Source organism: Ochrobactrum sp. C6C9 (assembly GCF_022627935.1).
GTDB classification, from domain to species: Bacteria; Pseudomonadota; Alphaproteobacteria; order Rhizobiales; family Rhizobiaceae; genus Brucella; species Brucella teleogrylli.
This window is the reverse complement of the sequence record NZ_JABXGB010000021.1, coordinates 15,491-31,057: the sequence shown is the minus strand read 5'-3', so window position 1 is coordinate 31,057 and position 15,567 is coordinate 15,491. Positions and strand designations below refer to the sequence as shown.

Below are 15,567 nucleotides of genomic sequence, written 5' to 3'. Positions count from 1 at the left end.
CTGGCATAGTGAAATGCCAGCCTTGGTCAGTGGATCAAACGTTCCAGTTGGTGGAACGGAAATCCATCGCGAATGCCGGTGCGGCTTTCCAGTTCAGTTCCTTCTTCATGCCGGTGAAGACGGCATTCTGATGCAGAACATTGTAGGCCGGGTCTTCCCGCTCGCAGATTTCCAGCATGCGCTTGATGGCCTTCTTGCGCTGGTCGCGGTCGGTGGATGTTTCCATGATGACCGACAGCTTGTTGACCTCGTCGTTCGACCAGTCCTTCTTCTGCTGCGCTTCGCCATTCGGGCCGAACTGGACCACCAACGGGGTGATCGGATCGTTGATGTTGTTGGATGCCGACCAGTCGCGGACGCCCTTGACGCCTTCCGGGTCGTGAACCTGCGCCCAGTTTTCCTTCATCTCGATTTCGACATTGAGGCCCACCTGCTTCCACATTTCCACCAGAACTTGCGCCGTTGGCGTCTGGTTGGTGTAGTAGTTGTTCAGCAGACGGTAGGGGATGGGGTCGCCCTTGTAATTGGCCTGCTTGAGCAGATCGCGTGCCAGTTCCGGGTCGAATTTCGGCGGCTGCCAGTCGTCGATGAACATATCGGAGGTGCGGAAGCTCTCAAACTGCATGCCAGCCGGTACGACCGTCTGTCCGGCCCACAGCGCATCCACAATCGCCTGACGATCGATCGAATGGGTCATGGCGCGGCGCACGAGCGGATTGCGCAGGATTTCGTTCTGCGTGTTGAAAACCGTGATGCGGTGGTTCCAGATGGTCGAGCTCTGGATTTCGAGGCCCGGATTGGCAGTAACAGTGCTGATCTGGTCTGGCGGCAGGTCGCAGGCAAAATCATACTGGCCGGAGATAAGGCCGTTCACGCGGCTTGCAACTTCCGGCACTTCGACAAAGCGGATCTGCTGCAGCGGCGGCTGTCCGCCCCAATATTCGTCATGGGCTTCAAGAACGAGTTCCACATCCGGCTTATAATCGGCAACCTTGTAAGGTCCGGTCGTGACCGGCTTGCGTGCCCATTCGGCATAAGACTTGGATTCATCCCAGGCGCGCTTGTTCGCGATCTGCGAGCCGAAGGCATAGAGACGGCCTTCCAGCGTCACATCCGGCGTCGCATTGTGGAAACGGACGGTATATTTGTCGACAGCTTCGACACCGCGCAGCGCAGGCCAGAGACGGCGCGAAATGCCCGGAATGGCGGCGGGCAATTCCTTGGCCGTCTGCGGTTTGAAATTGGCTTCGTAAAGCGTCTTGCCGCCAGCAGGCTCGGTGCCTGCAAAAAGGCGCTCGTCGGAGAAGGAGAAGACCACGTCTTCGGCGGTCAGCTCATCGCCATTGTGAAATTTCACGCCCTGACGCAGCTTCAGTTCGATGGTCTTGTCGTCCAGACGCTTCCATTCCGTGGCAAGGCCCGGAACCGGACCTTGATTGCCCATCCAGTCGCGCAGGATCAGGCCTTCCCACAGGTTCGGGAAGAACACGCGCTCGCCGACATTCGACTGTTCGTTCCAGATATCGAGCGTGTTGTTGTTGGTGATCTTCTGAACCGCGACGGTGACCGAGCGGCGCTGATTGGCGCGGACGATCCCCGGCATGATGAACGTGCCAGCGGCAGCGCCCATGAGACCCAAAGCGTGACGACGGTTGATAAGCATGTTTTCCCCGTTCCGTAGCGGCCACGGAAATCCGCTGGCCAGACTAAAACTGAGGGCGGGGAATAGGCCTCAAATGTAACAGGCTTTTCTCAGTTTATTGAAGCTTTCTTGACGCTGTTGTGTGTATGTCAATACAAAAGCATATATATCTAGTTGTATATCGAATTTATTGCTTATTTATACGTGTGAAATCTTTTGTTGCAGGATAGCGATTTATCGGGCCGCACATGGCCATGCTAATTTTTTTCATCCCCGCTTTCCGCCGATCATGACCTGCCGTACCTTTCGCCTGCAATCTGATTTGATCCGCGGGGTGTGCAAGCAGTGTTGACGTCCATCGATACCGGCAATCTGGAAAAACTCGCCTCGCAGCGCGTCAATGGCGTTGGCGGGCTGACCGTCCATTTCAAAGATGGGCGGACCCGCATTTCCAGGCTTTATCAGGAAGGCGCGGCCAAAATCCGCATGCCGCAAGTGGCGCGTGATCCGCTGGAAGCGATCCTGATCAACACCTCCGGCGGACTGACCGGCGGCGACCGGCTGCGCTGGGATGTGGAATTGCAGGAAGGTGCTTCCGCCGTCATCACAACGCAGGCCTGCGAGCGAATTTATCGCTCCGGCGGTGGCGATGCGCGCATCGCTACACGCATCAAGGCTGCAAAAGGCACGCGTCTTGCATGGCTCCCGCAGGAAACCATCTTGTTCAACCGTTCCGCGCTGTCGCGGGGGCTGGATGTGGAGATGGAGGAAGGCGCGGACGTGCTGCTGGTGGAGGCGACTGTTTTTGGGCGACTCGCCATGGGTGAGGCGGTCGAACAGGCATCGTTCAGTGATCGCTGGCGGGTGCGGCTTGGCGGGCGTCTGGTTCATGCGGAAGAGTTCCGCCTTGGGCCTGATGTTGCCGCTGAATTGCGGGCGAGAGCGGTCGCCGATGGCGGGCTTGCCGTTGCCACGGTGTTGCTGGTTTCGGATCAGGCCGAACGGCAACTGGGGGCCGCACGCGCGATCATCGGCGAAGAGGGCGGCGCCAGCATCTGGCAGGTCGGCGGCGCCTCGAAGCTCATGGCGCGGCTTTATGCGCCGGACAGTTATGCCTTGCGCAAGCGCCTTGTTCCTTTGCTGGCGCTGCTTAATGGAAAGGCAGGGCTGCCCAAAGTTTGGTCAATTTGAATTCGCGGCCATCGTGTCGCTTTTGGTGAGAAGGGTCGAAACAAGTCATGAATTTGACGCCCAGAGAAAAAGACAAGCTGTTGATTGCCATGGCGGCGATGGTTGCCCGCCGCCGTCTGGAACGCGGTGTGAAGCTCAATCATCCGGAAGCCATCGCCTTGATCAGCGATTTTGTTGTTGAAGGCGCGCGTGACGGACGCACCGTCGCCGATCTGATGGAAGCAGGCGCGCATGTCATCAGCCGCGAACAGGTGATGGCGGGCGTTGCCGAGATGATCCACGACATTCAGGTCGAAGCGACATTTCCCGATGGCACCAAGCTTGTCACGGTACATGAGCCGATCCGCTGATTTTGAAATCTAATTTTTGAAAAGGTGCACGATGAAGAAGATGACGGTCCTGACGGCAGCAGCGTTTGCGCTCATTGCAAACCCTGCCTTTGCCCACCTCAATCCCGCCGAACACGGCTCGTTTGCCGCCGGTTTCTCGCATCCGTTTTTCGGTGCGGATCATATTCTGGCGATGGTCGCCATCGGTCTCTGGGCGGCGATGCTGGGCGGGCGCGCGCTTTTCATCGTGCCTGCGGCTTTTGTCGGCGTCATGCTTCTGGGCTTCATGGCGGCGCTTCTCGGTATGCCGCTGCCATTCGTCGAGCCGGTCATTCTGGCCTCGGTGGTCGTGCTTGGTTTTCTCGTTGCACTGGCGCTGCCGGTCTCGCCGCTTGTCGGCGCGGTGATTGCCGGTTTCTTCGCTTTCTTTCATGGTCATGCGCATGGCGGTGAAATCGGCGCTGCGACCTTCTTCAGTTATGCGGCAGGCTTTGCACTGGCGACGGCCCTGCTCCACGCAGCGGGTATAGCGTTTGGTCTTGGCATCGGGCGTCTGGTGTCGGGCCCGAGCGGACGCCTCGCCCTGCGGGTTGCCGGTGGCGCGACCGCGCTTGGCGGACTGATGCTGATCGCTGGTTGAGGTGCGCCATGATACCCGGCGAAATCTTCACAGTTGATGGCGAAATTGAGCTCAATGCGGGGCAGCCCACGATCACGATCAAGGTTGCCAATACCGGCGACCGACCGATCCAGGTTGGCAGCCATTATCATTTCTACGAGGCGAATGCGGCACTTGCATTCGACCGCGAGAAGGCACGCGGTTGCAGGCTCGATATAGCGGCGGGAACCGCCGTGCGTTTCGAGCCGGGACAGGAACGCGACGTGACGCTGGTTCCGCTTGGCGGCAAGCGTGAGGTCTATGGGTTCCGCCAGAAAATCATGGGTAAGCTTTAATTCAGAGCCAGAGCACATCCCGAAAAGTGTGAAACGGTTTTCGGACGAGATGTGCGTCAAAACAAAGAGCGCCGACGGAGAATTTCATGCCAGCTAAAATCAGTCGCGCCACCTATGCGCAGATGTTTGGCCCCACCACTGGCGACAAGCTTCGCCTTGCCGATACGGAACTTATCATCGAGGTCGAACACGATCTCACCACCTATGGCGAGGAGGTCAAGTTCGGCGGCGGCAAGGTTATCCGTGACGGGATGGGCCAGAGCCAGCTCCCGCGGGCGCAAGGGGCGGTCGACACGGTCATCACCAATGCGCTCATTCTGGATCACACCGGCATCTACAAGGCAGATATCGGGTTGCGCGACGGGCGCATTGCAGGCATTGGCAAGGCAGGCAATCCTGATACGCAGCCGGGTGTCACGATCATTATCGGCCCGGGCACCGAAATCATTGCGGGCGAGGGCAAGATCGTCACGGCGGGCGGCATCGATTCGCATATTCACTTCATCTCGCCGCAACAGGTGGATGAGGCGCTGAATGCCGGCATCACCTGTATGGTGGGCGGCGGCACCGGCCCCGCGCACGGCACGCTGGCGACAACCTGCACGCCCGGACCGTGGCACATTGCGCGGCTGATCGAGTCCTTCGACGGCATGGCGATGAATTTCGGCGTCTTCGGCAAAGGCAATGCCTCATTGCCGGGCGCGCTGGAGGAAATGGTGCTGGCAGGGGCTTGCGGCCTCAAGCTGCATGAAGATTGGGGCACGACGCCTGCGGCTATCGACAATTGCCTTTCCGTGGCCGACCATTTCGACGTGCAGGTGGCGATCCACACCGATACGCTCAATGAAAGCGGTTTTGTGGAAGACACGCTGAATGCTTTCAAGGGACGCACCATCCACTCCTTCCACACCGAAGGTGCGGGCGGCGGCCACGCGCCGGATATTATCCGCGTCTGCCAATATCCCAATGTTCTGCCCGCATCGACCAACCCGACGCGGCCTTATACGATCAATACGGTGGCCGAGCATCTCGACATGCTGATGGTCTGTCATCACCTCTCCCCCGCCATTCCCGAAGATATCGCCTTTGCCGAAAGCCGCATCCGCAAGGAGACCATCGCGGCTGAAGATATTCTGCACGACATGGGCGCGTTTTCGATTATCTCGTCCGACAGTCAGGCCATGGGCCGCGTCGGCGAAATGATCATCCGCTGTTGGCAGACGGCGGACAAGATGAAGCGCCAGCGCGGCAGTCTGCCCGATGACAGACCGGGCAATGACAATTACCGCGCCCGACGCTATGTGGCGAAGTATACCATCAATCCGGCCATCGCCCATGGCATGTCGCATGAGATCGGCTCGATTGAAGTTGGAAAGCGCGCCGATCTGGTGTTGTGGAACCCGGCTTTCTTCGGCGTCAAGCCGGATATGGTGCTGCTGGGCGGCTGGATCGCAACGGCTCCGATGGGCGATCCCAATGGGTCTATCCCCACGCCGCAGCCGATGCATTATCGCCCGATGTTCGGTTCTTTTGGCAAGGCGCGCACCAATACCTCAATCACTTTTGTTTCGCAGGCGGCAATCGACGGTGGGCTGCGTGAGAAAATTGGAGTGGACAAGCAGATGGCTGCGGTCATCAATACGCGTGGCGGCATTGGCAAGCAGTCGATGATCCTCAACAATGCGATGCCGCAAATGGAAGTCGACCCGGAAACCTATGAAGTGCGCGCCGATGGCGAGCTTCTGACATGCGAACCGGTTGACGTGGTGCCGATGGCGCAGCGTTATTTCCTGTTCTGAGATTTGAGGTGGAACATGTTTCGAGCAACAAACATCATCCGCGCGCATGAAGTGATCGACGCTGTTCCGGCGGCGCATGCCGTGCTGGAGCGTGACGAACGCCATCTGCGCCGCAAGGCTATCACGCTCGATAGCGGCGAGAAGGTGCTTGCCGATTTTCCGGAGCCGGTGGTGCTGGAACATGGCGACCGGATTGTTCTCGACGACGGGCGGGAGATCGAGATCCGCGCCGCCAGCGAAGAGCTTTACGAAATCCACGGTCGCGACCAGTTGCATATCGCTGAGCTTGCATGGCATATCGGCAACCGGCATCTGGCGGCGCAGATTGAGGCGGACCGCATCTTCATTCTGCGTGACCATGTGATCAAGGCGATGCTGGAAGGTCTGGGCGCAACCGTGACCGATGTGGTGGCGATTTTCAGCCCGTTGCGCGGCGCTTATTCAGGTGGCCATTCGCATCATGACCACGGCGGGCATAGTCACGGACATGACCACGCACATGGTCACGATCACGGCCACGAGCATGACCATCACCACCACCATCACGACTGACCCCAACACCGCCCTCCTGCGGCTGATGGCGTGGCTGTCGCCGGTGTTTCCGGTTGGCTCGTTCAGCTATAGCCACGGGCTGGAGCAGGCGGTGCATGATGGCTTCGTCACCGATGCGGACGCATTGAAGGACTGGCTGCGCTGGCTCGTCACACGCGGTTCCGGCTGGAATGATGCGGTCTTATGCGCTGAAAGCTGGCGGCGAGCGATGGCGGGTGAGGATTTGCGGGAAGTGGCCGATCTGGCGGAGGCGCTGGCCGGTTCGCGGGAACGGCATATGGAAACCACGCTGCAAGGCGGTGCCTTCCTGTCGGCGGCGCGCAGCTGGCCGTCTCCAGTCTTCGATCAACTGCCGGTCGATTGCGCCTATCCGGTGGCCGTCGGGGCCGTGGCCGCCGCGCATGGTGTTCCGCTCGGCTCGACGCTGGCAGCCTTCTTGCAAGCCTTCTGCATCAATCTGTTGCAGGCATCTATCCGCCTGTCGGTAACAGGACAAAGCGGCGTGACCACTACCATGGCGGCGCTGGAAACCACGCTGGCGGAAACCGCCATGCGCGCAGGACAGTCTGGTCTGGACGGCCTTGGCTCGGCGACATTTATCGCCGACATTATGGCCATGAAACACGAAACACAGCATTCGAGGCTTTTTCGCTCATGACACAGAAAAACGGACCGCTCAGAATTGGTATCGGTGGGCCGGTTGGCTCCGGCAAGACGACGCTGACCGAAAAGCTCTGCAAGGCGCTGCGCGACACATATTCGGTCGCCGTCATCACCAACGATATCTACACGCAGGAAGATGCCTATATTCTGGCGCGCCACCAGGCGCTGTCCGAGGACCGTATCATGGGCGTGGAAACCGGCGGTTGTCCTCATACGGCAATTCGTGAGGATGCGTCGATCAACCTGCAGGCTATCGCCGAAATGAACCGGCGCTTCCCTGATCTGGATATCGTGTTCATCGAATCCGGCGGCGATAATCTGGCGGCGACCTTCTCTCCCGATCTGGCCGATCTGACGCTTTATGTCATTTCCGTCTGTCAGGGTGAGGAAATTCCGCGCAAGGGTGGGCCGGGCATCACGCGTTCAGATTTTCTGGTCATCAACAAGAGCGACCTTGCACCCTATGTCCGCGTCGATCTGGAGGTGATGGAAGGTGACGCGGCACGCATGCGCGGCAAGCGTCCGTTCGGCTTTACCGATCTGCATCGCGGCGAGGGTGTGCAGGCGGTGATCGATTTCATCGTCGAAAATGGCGGGCTGGATATTCGCGCCGCCTGATAAACGGCGTTTCGTTAGAGCGGTTCCGGTTAAAATGGAATCGGGGAACCGCTCTATCTATTTGTTTTTACGCATTATCCTACGCAAAACCGCTACGCACTTTTGCTGGAAATGCTCTATATCCGAACCAGCGGCGTATCCTCATCGAACAGGTCGGAGAGGTTGTGCAGCGGGTCGTTGAGCGACCGCTTGCGGATGGTCAGCAACGTATTCAGCCCGTTTGCAATGCGCCTTGCATAGCCGAGATCGTTGAGAAGCGAGCTCAGCTGCAAGCCGCTGACTTTTTCCTGCCTGTTCGCTTCGAAAAGCTTCGCGCCGAAATCCCGCTCGAAGTCTTTGACCTTCTCGGTAAAAGTCTGCTGGTGGATATCCCAATTGTCGCTTGCTGCGTCGGCGCGGCTCAAAACGCGCACTTCATGCAGCACATTGACCAGATGTTCGCGCAGCTCGACATAGGCGTCGCGCACGGGTGAATTGGTCTGCCGGAGATAGAAGCCGAGATTCTTCTGGAGATGCTTGGCATCCTTGACGATTTCCGCCATTTGCAGCGCGATGATCTGGGCGGTCATCCAGAAATTCTGCTGGTCCTTGTCGTTCCCCGGATCGACCTTGCCGATGAAACTCAATATGTCACCATAGACGCCTTTGATGTAGAGCCGGTAGAGCAGGTCGGCATCCACATAATCGGCATCGGGCGCGGCGCGCATAACGGCGTCGTCATGCTTGGCACGGTTGATCTCGCTGATCGGCAGATAAAGCGCGTGGCAGATCACCTCCACGCTCAAGCGCCCGAGATGCTGCAATTCATGCACCAGCGCCAGAGCCGCCGTTTCCGGCGAGCTGAGCGCCGTCTTGTCGAGATAACGGGCGCGCAGCGCATTGTCCGGCAGGTCCGGTGTGCCCGCCGGGATGAGAACGCGCGGTTCCGGCCTGTCGGGCAGCATACGTTCGAGAAACCGCGTGAAGGGAACCAGTGCGGGCCAGAAGATCAACACGCCTAGAATGTTGAATTCGCTGTTGAAGATCGCAAGCTGGATGAGCTGGTTGTCGCCGACGCCCATTGCCTCCGACAGCCACACGGCAAGGCGAACAAGCACCCACATCAGGACAAGTGAAATGCACGCGGTGACGACATTGAAAATCACATGCGCCAGCGCCAGCCTTTGGCCGCTGCGGTTGCCACCGAGCGCACCGGCAATGCCGGTGGTGACACTGCTGCCGACATTGGCCCCGATGGCAATCGCCGCCGATTGCCAGAGATCGACCTGCCCGAGACCAAGTGCTGTCAGCGTCAGCATCAGGGTCGCATGGGTTGATTGCAGCAGCAGGGTCAACACAAGGCCGATGCCAGCGAAAATGACCTGACCAAGCCAGCCATCGATCCTGTATTGCGCGAGATCGAAATTCTCGGTGACAACGGAAAAGCCCTGCTTGATGCCGTCAATGCCAAGAAAGATGAAGGCGATGCCGAGCAGAATGCGCCCGATAGCCTTGATCTTCGGTCCGAAGAAACTCGCCAACACGCCGAACACCATCAGCGGCAGCGCCAGCGACGACAGGCTGAAATTCTGCCCGGCCAGCGACAGCAACCATATGCCGGTTGCGGAACCAAGATTTGCGCCGAAGATGATGGATATGCCCGCGGCCAGTGAAATCAGGCCGGTGGTGATGAAGGCGATGGTCATCAGCGAAACGAGCGTGCTCGATTGCATCACCGTCGCGCCGACCAGCCCGACCAGCAGACTTTTCCACGAGGTCGAGGTGCCGCGCGCCAGCATGCGCTCCAGTGCGCTGCCTGCCAGATTGCGCAAGCCGTCTTCAAGGCACTGCATCCCGAACAGGAAGATTGCAAGTCCGGCGCAGAGCGTCAGCCAGCTTTCGTTGAGCCAGAAACTATAGCCGAGGACGGCGACCAGTATCAGGCCAAGAAAGCGCGCCGCCTTCTGCCCCATTCCATTTTCCGACGACACAAGCGCTGCCATGGTTGCTGTCTTTGTTTCCTTCGTGCGGGGATGTTTTGGGATTGCAATCAGTCGGTCAGATTTTTCGCGCCTTCGGATGAAGTATTGCTTGATGATAAGCAGCTCGTTCTGAAAGCGCTATCCGGAAATTTCGATCCGGGAAATCTGTTTGCTATGGGCACCCTGCCGGAGTGAAATTCGTTTCACCTGAATTAATTTGAATTGCAAAGCAAATTAATTCGTGCTTTATTGTCCCTATGCAATCCAGTTCGTCTTCTCCTCGGTCCCAATTCGGGATTCGCTTCTCGTTGCTTGCCCGACGCTGGCGGCGCGCGCTTGATACGCGCCTTGCTGAAGCGGGGCTTTCCGATGCCACCTGGGTTCCGTTGATCCATCTTCAGACCACCGGCGGCGGCGTGACGCAGAAGGAACTCGCCGCTCTGGTCGGGATCGACGGATCAAGCCTTGTGCGGCTTCTGGATATTCTGTCCCGTCAGGAACTGGTCGAGCGCCGGGTCGATGAAAACGACAACCGCGCGCGGTTGATCTTCCTTACGCCCAAAGGTGAGCAGCGCGTGGCCGAAATCCGGCGCGAACTGGCCAAAGGCGAGGAAGATATGCTGGCGGACATTTCCGATGCGGATCTGGCCACCATGCTTGACCATTTTGACTCTATCGAGCAGCGCCTCGCGGCCAAGCCGCTGAGACGCTCACAGGAAACCGGAGAATGAGTACCGAAACGTCTACGATGACATCGGCCCGCAGGCTGGATGCCGCGCGCCAGCTTTTGAAGCCGCAACAGTTTCGGGAAAGCGTCGCGCTTTCGCGGCAGCCTTCCATTCGCAATTCGTCGCTCGCTGGCCTTCAGTCAGCGGCCACGGCGGTCATCGCTTTGCCGCTGGTCTATCTTTCGCCCTGGTCGCATCTGATCGGCTTTGCTTCGCTTGGCGCTCTGGTCGCCCTGTTTGGGCGCTTCGCACCACAGGCACGCCGCAACCGCGTTGTGCTTCTGTGCGCCATCTGCCAGACGCTGGCCGTGCTCAGCATGTCGCTTGTCGCCGCAGCGGGTGCGCCGCTGGCTGTACAGCTTATGCTTCTCGCCGTTCTGTGTGGCGTGTTCTGTTTTGTGACCACCACCGGAAAATTCGGCCCTCCCGGAGCGTTGATCTTCATTTTTGCCGCCGGGGCGTCGATGAGCCAGTCGGTTACGGTACATCAGACGGCGGAACGCACCGCCGCCACTGCGCTGGTCGCGATACTGGCCTTTCTGGTCTGTGTGCTGACGGAGTATTTCCGCCATCAGGCAAGCCCAGAAAAGCCTTTCCCTTCGGAAGCGTTGCGACCAATTCGTCACCGGCTGATCGCTGCGGTGCGCGTCGCTTTTGGCGCGGGTGTAGCGGCGTTTGCCGCCTATGCGATGGACGTCGCGCACCCTGCCTGGGCGGCAATGGGCGCTGTTGCCGTAATGCAGGGCGCGCATCTGCATATCAATATGAACCGTGCCTTGCAGCGCATGGTGGGCACCCTTTTGGGTGCGGTCGTCGCGTGGATGATCCTGACGCAAGCACCGTCCATTTGGACGCTGATCGCGATACTGGGGCTCCTGCAATTTGCAACCGAAGTGATTATCGGTTCCAATTATGCGCTGGGGCAAATCCTCGTGACGCCGATGGCGCTGCTGATGACCTATATCGCTGCGCCGGGTCTGAATGGGGCCGATATGGTGTCGGAACGGGTTCTCGACACATTGCTCGGGGCTGCTATCGGCATTGTCTTTTCCGTGTTGTTTTCAACGCAGGACGACCGCGTCTATCTGGCCGAACATCACATAAAAAGAACGCAGCGCTGACGGCGCTGCGAGCGGATTAATTCCATTCGTTTTATAGAAAATAGAAAATGCTTTCTCTATTTGCGATGAGAAGGCAGTCAGCACCTTTGAACGCCAGTGCGTAGCGTGACACCATTCCGTTACGTTTGATCCGGTCGACCGGAGAGGCGATGACGGCAATAAACGATGGTGACAAGCATGGGCGATAAAGCGTTGAGATTGGTGGAAGATACGGCGGATATCGCTGTTTCACCCGATGAGCTTAAGGCTGCAATGCGGCAGCTCGCTGGCGGCGTCAGCGTTGTCACCGCAGGCTTCGGCGACGGGCGCACTGGCGCGACTGTCACCTCGGCGACCGCGCTTTCGGTCGATCCGCCAACGATCATCGTCAACATCAATCGGGGTTCGTCGGTCTGGCCCGCCATCAGCCGCCACAATCATTTCTGCGTCAATGTGCTGTCGGCGGCCCAACAAACGGTTGCGGATCGGTTTGCCGGTAAGGACGGTATCAAGGGTGTTGCGCGCTATGCCGGCGCCGAATGGTACACGCTGGAAAGCGGCGCGCTGGCGCTGACGGGCGCACTGGCCGCAGTCGATTGTGCCGTGGAAGACGTCATCGAGCGGCACACCCATGCCATCATTATCGGTCGTGTTTTGAAAATCGTAGCGGGCGGCGGCGAGCCGCTTGTCTATCACAATGGCGGCTACCGGCTGCTGGATCTGTTGTCAGGCGCTTAACCTGGCCCATTCTGGTGCGGTGCTGTCATCTTCGAGGCCACCGTTACGCGCGAATTGTTCCAGCGTCATCGTGTCGAGAACGCCAGCAATGGCTTCGCGCACGAGCAGCATCGAACGGCGCACCTGACAGGCGCGGTGATCTTCGCAATCTTCGCATGGCTGATAGGCCATGCGGCTTGCGCAGCGGATCGGCGCGAGCGGGCCATCGAGAACGCGGACAACCTGACCAATCGTAACCTCGGTTGCTGGTTTGGAAAGGCTGTAGCCGCCGCCGGGGCCCTTCTTGGAACGCAATATGCCGTCGTTGCGCAGTTCCAGAAGAATGGCGTCGAGAAATTTCTTGGAGATATTGTTCTTGGAAGCAATCTCGGCGACGAACGCGCTTTCGCCGGGTTCAAGCAAGGCAAGATGCGCCAGTGCTTTCAAACCATATTTGCCCTTCTTCGTCAGCATGGACACTCCACCGATAATCGCCAATGGTTGGTGCGCATGCTTTTGCATGAAATCGAGCGAATAGATAGTCTATTTACAGGTAGTAGACCCCGATCCGCTTCCCGCCGATAATTTCAACCGAGATATCCATATCGTAAATGGCGCTCAGGATTTCCGGATGGACCAGCGCGTCCGGCGTGCCCTGATGCGCGACCTTGCCGTTGCGCATGGCGACGATGTGGTCGGAATAGCAGGAGGCGAAGTTGATGTCGTGCAACACCAGCACGACCGTCTTGCCGAGCTCATCGGCAGCGCGGCGCAACAACTTCATCATCGATGCCGCATGCTTCATATCCAGATTGTTCAATGGCTCATCAAGAAGCACATAGTCCGTATCCTGACAAAGCACCATGGCCACGAAGGCGCGCTGGCGCTGTCCGCCGGACAATTCATCGAGAAAGCGATCGCTCAAGCATTCAAGGCCAAGATACTGGATCGCCTGTTCGATATGCTTGCGGTCTTCGCTGTTAGGTCGCCCCTTGGAATAGGGATAGCGCCCGAATGCCACCAGATCCCGCACGGTCAGTCGTGAATTGATGGCGTTTTCCTGCCTCAGTATGGAGAGGCGCTTTGCCAGCACATCGCCCGAGGTGGTGGTGACATCCAGACCGTCCACGGTCACGCGGCCTTTGTCCATCGGCAAAAGGCGGCTGACCATGGAAAGCAGCGTTGATTTGCCCGCGCCATTGGGGCCGATGATCGATGTTACGCCGCCCGCGGGCAGGTGCAGGGACACGTCATCGACGACAAGAGCGCCGCCATAGGATTTGCTGACTTGGCTTATTTCGATCAACGTGCATTTCCCCTGACAAGAAGGATAATGAAGACGAGACCGCCCAGGAATTCGATGATGACGCTGAGCGCGGTATTGAAGGCAAAGGCCCGTTCGAGAATGGTCTGGCCACCGACAATGCAGATGATGGCCAGCAGGACGGCAATCGGCAGGACGACGCGATGTTTCCCCGAGCCTGCCAGCATGTAGGCGAGATTGGCGACCAAAAGGCCGAAGAAGGTGATCGGTCCGACAAGCGCGGTCGAAACCGCGACAAGCACCGTTACCATCAGCAGGATGAGCCGCACCACGCGGCGGTGATCGACACCGAGATTGATGGCAGGCTCGCGTCCAAGCGCCAGTACGTCAAAGACATGCATCAGCCGCCAGCCATAAAGCGATACGGCGGCGACGATGATCGCCGAGAGCGTCAGAATATCGGCGTTGATCGTGTTGAAGCTGGCAAAAAACCGGTCCTGCAACACCGCGAAGAGATCGGGATCGAGCATACGCTGCATGAGATTGGACAGGCTGCGGAAGAACACGCCGCAAATAATGCCGACCAGCATCACCAGATGCAGGCTGCGCGCCGCGCCCGAAAACAGCCAGTAATAGAGTGAACCTGCAAACAGCACCATCACCAGCGTTTCGGTGACAAAGCGCATGTTCGGTCCAATCCAGTCGACCTGCACCGCGCCGAAGAAGAACACCACAACGGTCTGGATCAGAATATAGAGCGCATCGAAGCCCATGATGGAGGGCGTGAGGATGCGATTATTGGTGACGGTTTGAAACAGCACGGTCGATACCGCGATTGAATAGGCCACCAGCACCATGGCGGCGAGTTTGGTGCCGCGGAAGGACAGGATGAACGACCAGCTGCCCTTCGCACCGATTGTCATGAAGGCAATGGCGGCGAGTAGCGCGATCGCGCCGAGAAGCGGAATGAGGGTAGCGGGGCGTTTAAGCAAGGCGTGAACCCCGCCGCAACAGGAGGTAAAGGAAGATGACGCTGCCCACGACGCCCATCATCGTGCCGATGGGGATTTCATAGGGAAAGCGGATCAGACGCCCGGCAATATCGCAGGCGAGCACCAAACCCGCGCCGAGAACGGCGATCCATGGCAAGGCGCGGCGCATATTGTCGCCGACGAACATGCTGACGACATTGGGCACGATCAGGCCGAGAAACGGGATCATGCCGACGGTGACGACGACCGACGCGCTGACCATCGAAACGATGATGAGGCCGAGTGTCACCACACGGCGATAATTGAGACCGAGATTGGTGGTGAAATCCTCGCCCAGCCCTGCGACGGTAAACCAGTCGGCGGCGATATAGGCGACGACGGTGAGCGCGAAGGCGATCCACAGCAATTCGTAGCGTCCGCGCAGCACGCCGGAAAAGTCGCCGGTCGTCCACGAATTCAGCGATTGCAACAGATCGAAGCGGTAGGCGATGAAAGTCGTGATGGCGCTGACAACGCCACCGAGCATGATGCCGACCAGAGGAACAACCAGCACGGAGCGAAGCGGGATGCTGCGCAGGATACGCAGAAACAGCGCCGTTCCCGCCACTGCGGTGACGGAGGCAACCAGCATCTTGACGAAGACGGGCGCTTCCGGCGCAAAGAGAATAACCAGAAGAATGCCGAGACTGGCGGATTCGACCGTTCCCGCCGTCGAAGGCTCGACGAAACGGTTGCGGGTCAGCATCTGCATGATCATGCCGGCAACGGCCATCGACATGCCCGCCAGCACAATGGCGATGGTGCGCGGAATGCGGCTGACAAGCAGCAGTTCAAGCGCGCTGCCGGGGCTGCCATCCACGCTTTCACGGGAATAGAAAAGCGCATGCAGTGAGACGTCGCCGACCCCGATAAACAGGCTGATGACAGCCAGCACGGCGACAACAACTATAGCTGCAGCTAATCCCTTCACGCTTTATCCTGTTCTCTTGCCTTGTCATGCATCGGGCTGTCCGGCATGGCGGACAGCCCGGGTGACTGGGTCAGAAAGTGCCTGACT

General features: G+C 58.7%; 17 protein-coding genes. 11 read left to right on the top strand and 6 right to left on the bottom strand.

Annotation, left to right across the window (positions count from 1 at the left end; genetic code table 11):
- Window positions 1-34: 34 nt before the first annotated feature.
- A complete protein-coding gene (locus HWD97_RS16660; RefSeq protein WP_121539451.1) occupies window positions 35-1,663 on the bottom strand; it encodes an ABC transporter substrate-binding protein in 1,629 nt (542 codons plus the stop codon).
- Window positions 1,664-1,990: 327 nt separating this feature from the next.
- Between HWD97_RS16660 and HWD97_RS16655 the strand changes: the two genes are divergently transcribed.
- From HWD97_RS16655 to ureG, 8 genes are all read left to right on the top strand, one after another.
- Window positions 1,991-2,833 carry an urease accessory protein UreD gene (locus HWD97_RS16655; RefSeq protein ID WP_121539452.1) on the top strand — a complete coding sequence of 281 codons (843 nt, stop codon included), beginning with the start codon at window positions 1,991-1,993 and terminating at the stop codon, window positions 2,831-2,833.
- A gap of 47 nt (window positions 2,834-2,880) precedes the next feature.
- Window positions 2,881-3,183, top strand: a complete 303-nt coding sequence (locus tag HWD97_RS16650) for an urease subunit gamma (protein WP_109366969.1) — start codon at window positions 2,881-2,883, stop codon at window positions 3,181-3,183.
- A 31-nt stretch (window positions 3,184-3,214) separates the two neighbouring features.
- A complete protein-coding gene (locus HWD97_RS16645) occupies window positions 3,215-3,802 on the top strand; it encodes a HupE/UreJ family protein (protein ID WP_121539453.1) in 588 nt (195 codons plus the stop codon).
- 8 nt (window positions 3,803-3,810) lie between these two features.
- Window positions 3,811-4,116: an urease subunit beta gene (locus HWD97_RS16640; RefSeq protein ID WP_109366971.1), complete on the top strand. Its 306-nt coding sequence runs from the start codon at window positions 3,811-3,813 to the stop codon at window positions 4,114-4,116.
- An 86-nt stretch (window positions 4,117-4,202) separates the two neighbouring features.
- On the top strand, window positions 4,203-5,915 hold the full coding sequence (gene ureC / locus HWD97_RS16635) for an urease subunit alpha (RefSeq protein ID WP_109366972.1): 1,713 nt from the start codon (window positions 4,203-4,205) through the stop codon (window positions 5,913-5,915).
- Between the two features lie 15 nt (window positions 5,916-5,930).
- Window positions 5,931-6,467, top strand: a complete 537-nt coding sequence (gene ureE / locus HWD97_RS16630) for an urease accessory protein UreE (RefSeq protein ID WP_109366973.1) — start codon at window positions 5,931-5,933, stop codon at window positions 6,465-6,467.
- Window positions 6,439-7,125, top strand: coding sequence for an urease accessory protein UreF (locus HWD97_RS16625; protein ID WP_109367946.1), 687 nt, complete (start codon window positions 6,439-6,441; stop codon window positions 7,123-7,125). Before ureE ends, HWD97_RS16625 begins: the two co-directional genes overlap by 29 nt.
- Window positions 7,122-7,748 (top strand): urease accessory protein UreG, encoded by a 627-nt coding sequence (gene ureG / locus HWD97_RS16620; RefSeq protein WP_109366974.1) that lies wholly within the window; start codon window positions 7,122-7,124, stop codon window positions 7,746-7,748. The genes HWD97_RS16625 and ureG overlap by 4 nt, the downstream gene beginning before the upstream one ends.
- Before the next feature lie 116 nt (window positions 7,749-7,864).
- Here the strand turns inward: ureG and HWD97_RS16615 are convergent, their stop codons facing one another.
- Window positions 7,865-9,730, bottom strand: a complete 1,866-nt coding sequence (locus HWD97_RS16615) for a Na/Pi cotransporter family protein (RefSeq protein WP_209446018.1) — start codon at window positions 9,728-9,730, stop codon at window positions 7,865-7,867.
- A gap of 287 nt (window positions 9,731-10,017) precedes the next feature.
- Between HWD97_RS16615 and HWD97_RS16610 the strand changes: the two genes are divergently transcribed.
- The 3 genes from HWD97_RS16610 to HWD97_RS16600 all read left to right on the top strand — a co-directional run bounded on the left by HWD97_RS16610 (window position 10,018) and on the right by HWD97_RS16600 (window position 12,275).
- Window positions 10,018-10,440: a MarR family winged helix-turn-helix transcriptional regulator gene (locus HWD97_RS16610; protein WP_235859049.1), complete on the top strand. Its 423-nt coding sequence runs from the start codon at window positions 10,018-10,020 to the stop codon at window positions 10,438-10,440.
- Window positions 10,437-11,558 (top strand): FUSC family protein, encoded by a 1,122-nt coding sequence (locus tag HWD97_RS16605; RefSeq protein WP_109366977.1) that lies wholly within the window; start codon window positions 10,437-10,439, stop codon window positions 11,556-11,558. Before HWD97_RS16610 ends, HWD97_RS16605 begins: the two co-directional genes overlap by 4 nt.
- A 177-nt stretch (window positions 11,559-11,735) precedes the next feature.
- Window positions 11,736-12,275: a flavin reductase family protein gene (locus tag HWD97_RS16600; protein WP_235859050.1), complete on the top strand. Its 540-nt coding sequence runs from the start codon at window positions 11,736-11,738 to the stop codon at window positions 12,273-12,275.
- Here the strand turns inward: HWD97_RS16600 and HWD97_RS16595 are convergent.
- From HWD97_RS16595 to HWD97_RS16580, 4 genes are all read right to left on the bottom strand, one after another.
- Window positions 12,264-12,728, bottom strand: coding sequence for an Rrf2 family transcriptional regulator (locus HWD97_RS16595; protein WP_109367947.1), 465 nt, complete (start codon window positions 12,726-12,728; stop codon window positions 12,264-12,266). The two genes, HWD97_RS16600 and HWD97_RS16595, sit on opposite strands and share 12 nt — an antisense overlap.
- Before the next feature lie 73 nt (window positions 12,729-12,801).
- Complete coding sequence (locus tag HWD97_RS16590; RefSeq protein WP_140024736.1) at window positions 12,802-13,560, bottom strand: ABC transporter ATP-binding protein; 759 nt, start codon at window positions 13,558-13,560, stop codon at window positions 12,802-12,804.
- Window positions 13,557-14,510, bottom strand: a complete 954-nt coding sequence (locus tag HWD97_RS16585) for an iron chelate uptake ABC transporter family permease subunit (protein WP_121539456.1) — start codon at window positions 14,508-14,510, stop codon at window positions 13,557-13,559. The genes HWD97_RS16590 and HWD97_RS16585 overlap by 4 nt, the downstream gene beginning before the upstream one ends.
- The gene (locus HWD97_RS16580; RefSeq protein WP_121539457.1) at window positions 14,503-15,480 is read right to left on the bottom strand and encodes an ABC transporter permease; all 978 of its coding nucleotides are present in this window, start codon (window positions 15,478-15,480) and stop codon (window positions 14,503-14,505) included. The genes HWD97_RS16585 and HWD97_RS16580 overlap by 8 nt, the downstream gene beginning before the upstream one ends.
- Window positions 15,481-15,567: the final 87 nt, after the last annotated feature.

Coding starts and splice junctions, on each gene's coding strand:
- HWD97_RS16660 (WP_121539451.1), bottom strand. CDS start 1,663: ATGCTTATCAACCGTCGTCACGCTTTGGGTCTCATGGGCGCTGCCGCT.
- HWD97_RS16650 (WP_109366969.1), top strand. CDS start 2,881: ATGAATTTGACGCCCAGAGAAAAAGACAAGCTGTTGATTGCCATGGCG.
- HWD97_RS16645 (WP_121539453.1), top strand. CDS start 3,215: ATGAAGAAGATGACGGTCCTGACGGCAGCAGCGTTTGCGCTCATTGCA.
- HWD97_RS16640 (WP_109366971.1), top strand. CDS start 3,811: ATGATACCCGGCGAAATCTTCACAGTTGATGGCGAAATTGAGCTCAAT.
- ureC (WP_109366972.1), top strand. CDS start 4,203: ATGCCAGCTAAAATCAGTCGCGCCACCTATGCGCAGATGTTTGGCCCC.
- ureE (WP_109366973.1), top strand. CDS start 5,931: ATGTTTCGAGCAACAAACATCATCCGCGCGCATGAAGTGATCGACGCT.
- HWD97_RS16625 (WP_109367946.1), top strand. CDS start 6,439: ATGACCATCACCACCACCATCACGACTGACCCCAACACCGCCCTCCTG.
- ureG (WP_109366974.1), top strand. CDS start 7,122: ATGACACAGAAAAACGGACCGCTCAGAATTGGTATCGGTGGGCCGGTT.
- HWD97_RS16615 (WP_209446018.1), bottom strand. CDS start 9,730: ATGGCAGCGCTTGTGTCGTCGGAAAATGGAATGGGGCAGAAGGCGGCG.
- HWD97_RS16605 (WP_109366977.1), top strand. CDS start 10,437: ATGAGTACCGAAACGTCTACGATGACATCGGCCCGCAGGCTGGATGCC.
- HWD97_RS16600 (WP_235859050.1), top strand. CDS start 11,736: ATGGGCGATAAAGCGTTGAGATTGGTGGAAGATACGGCGGATATCGCT.
- HWD97_RS16595 (WP_109367947.1), bottom strand. CDS start 12,728: ATGCTGACGAAGAAGGGCAAATATGGTTTGAAAGCACTGGCGCATCTT.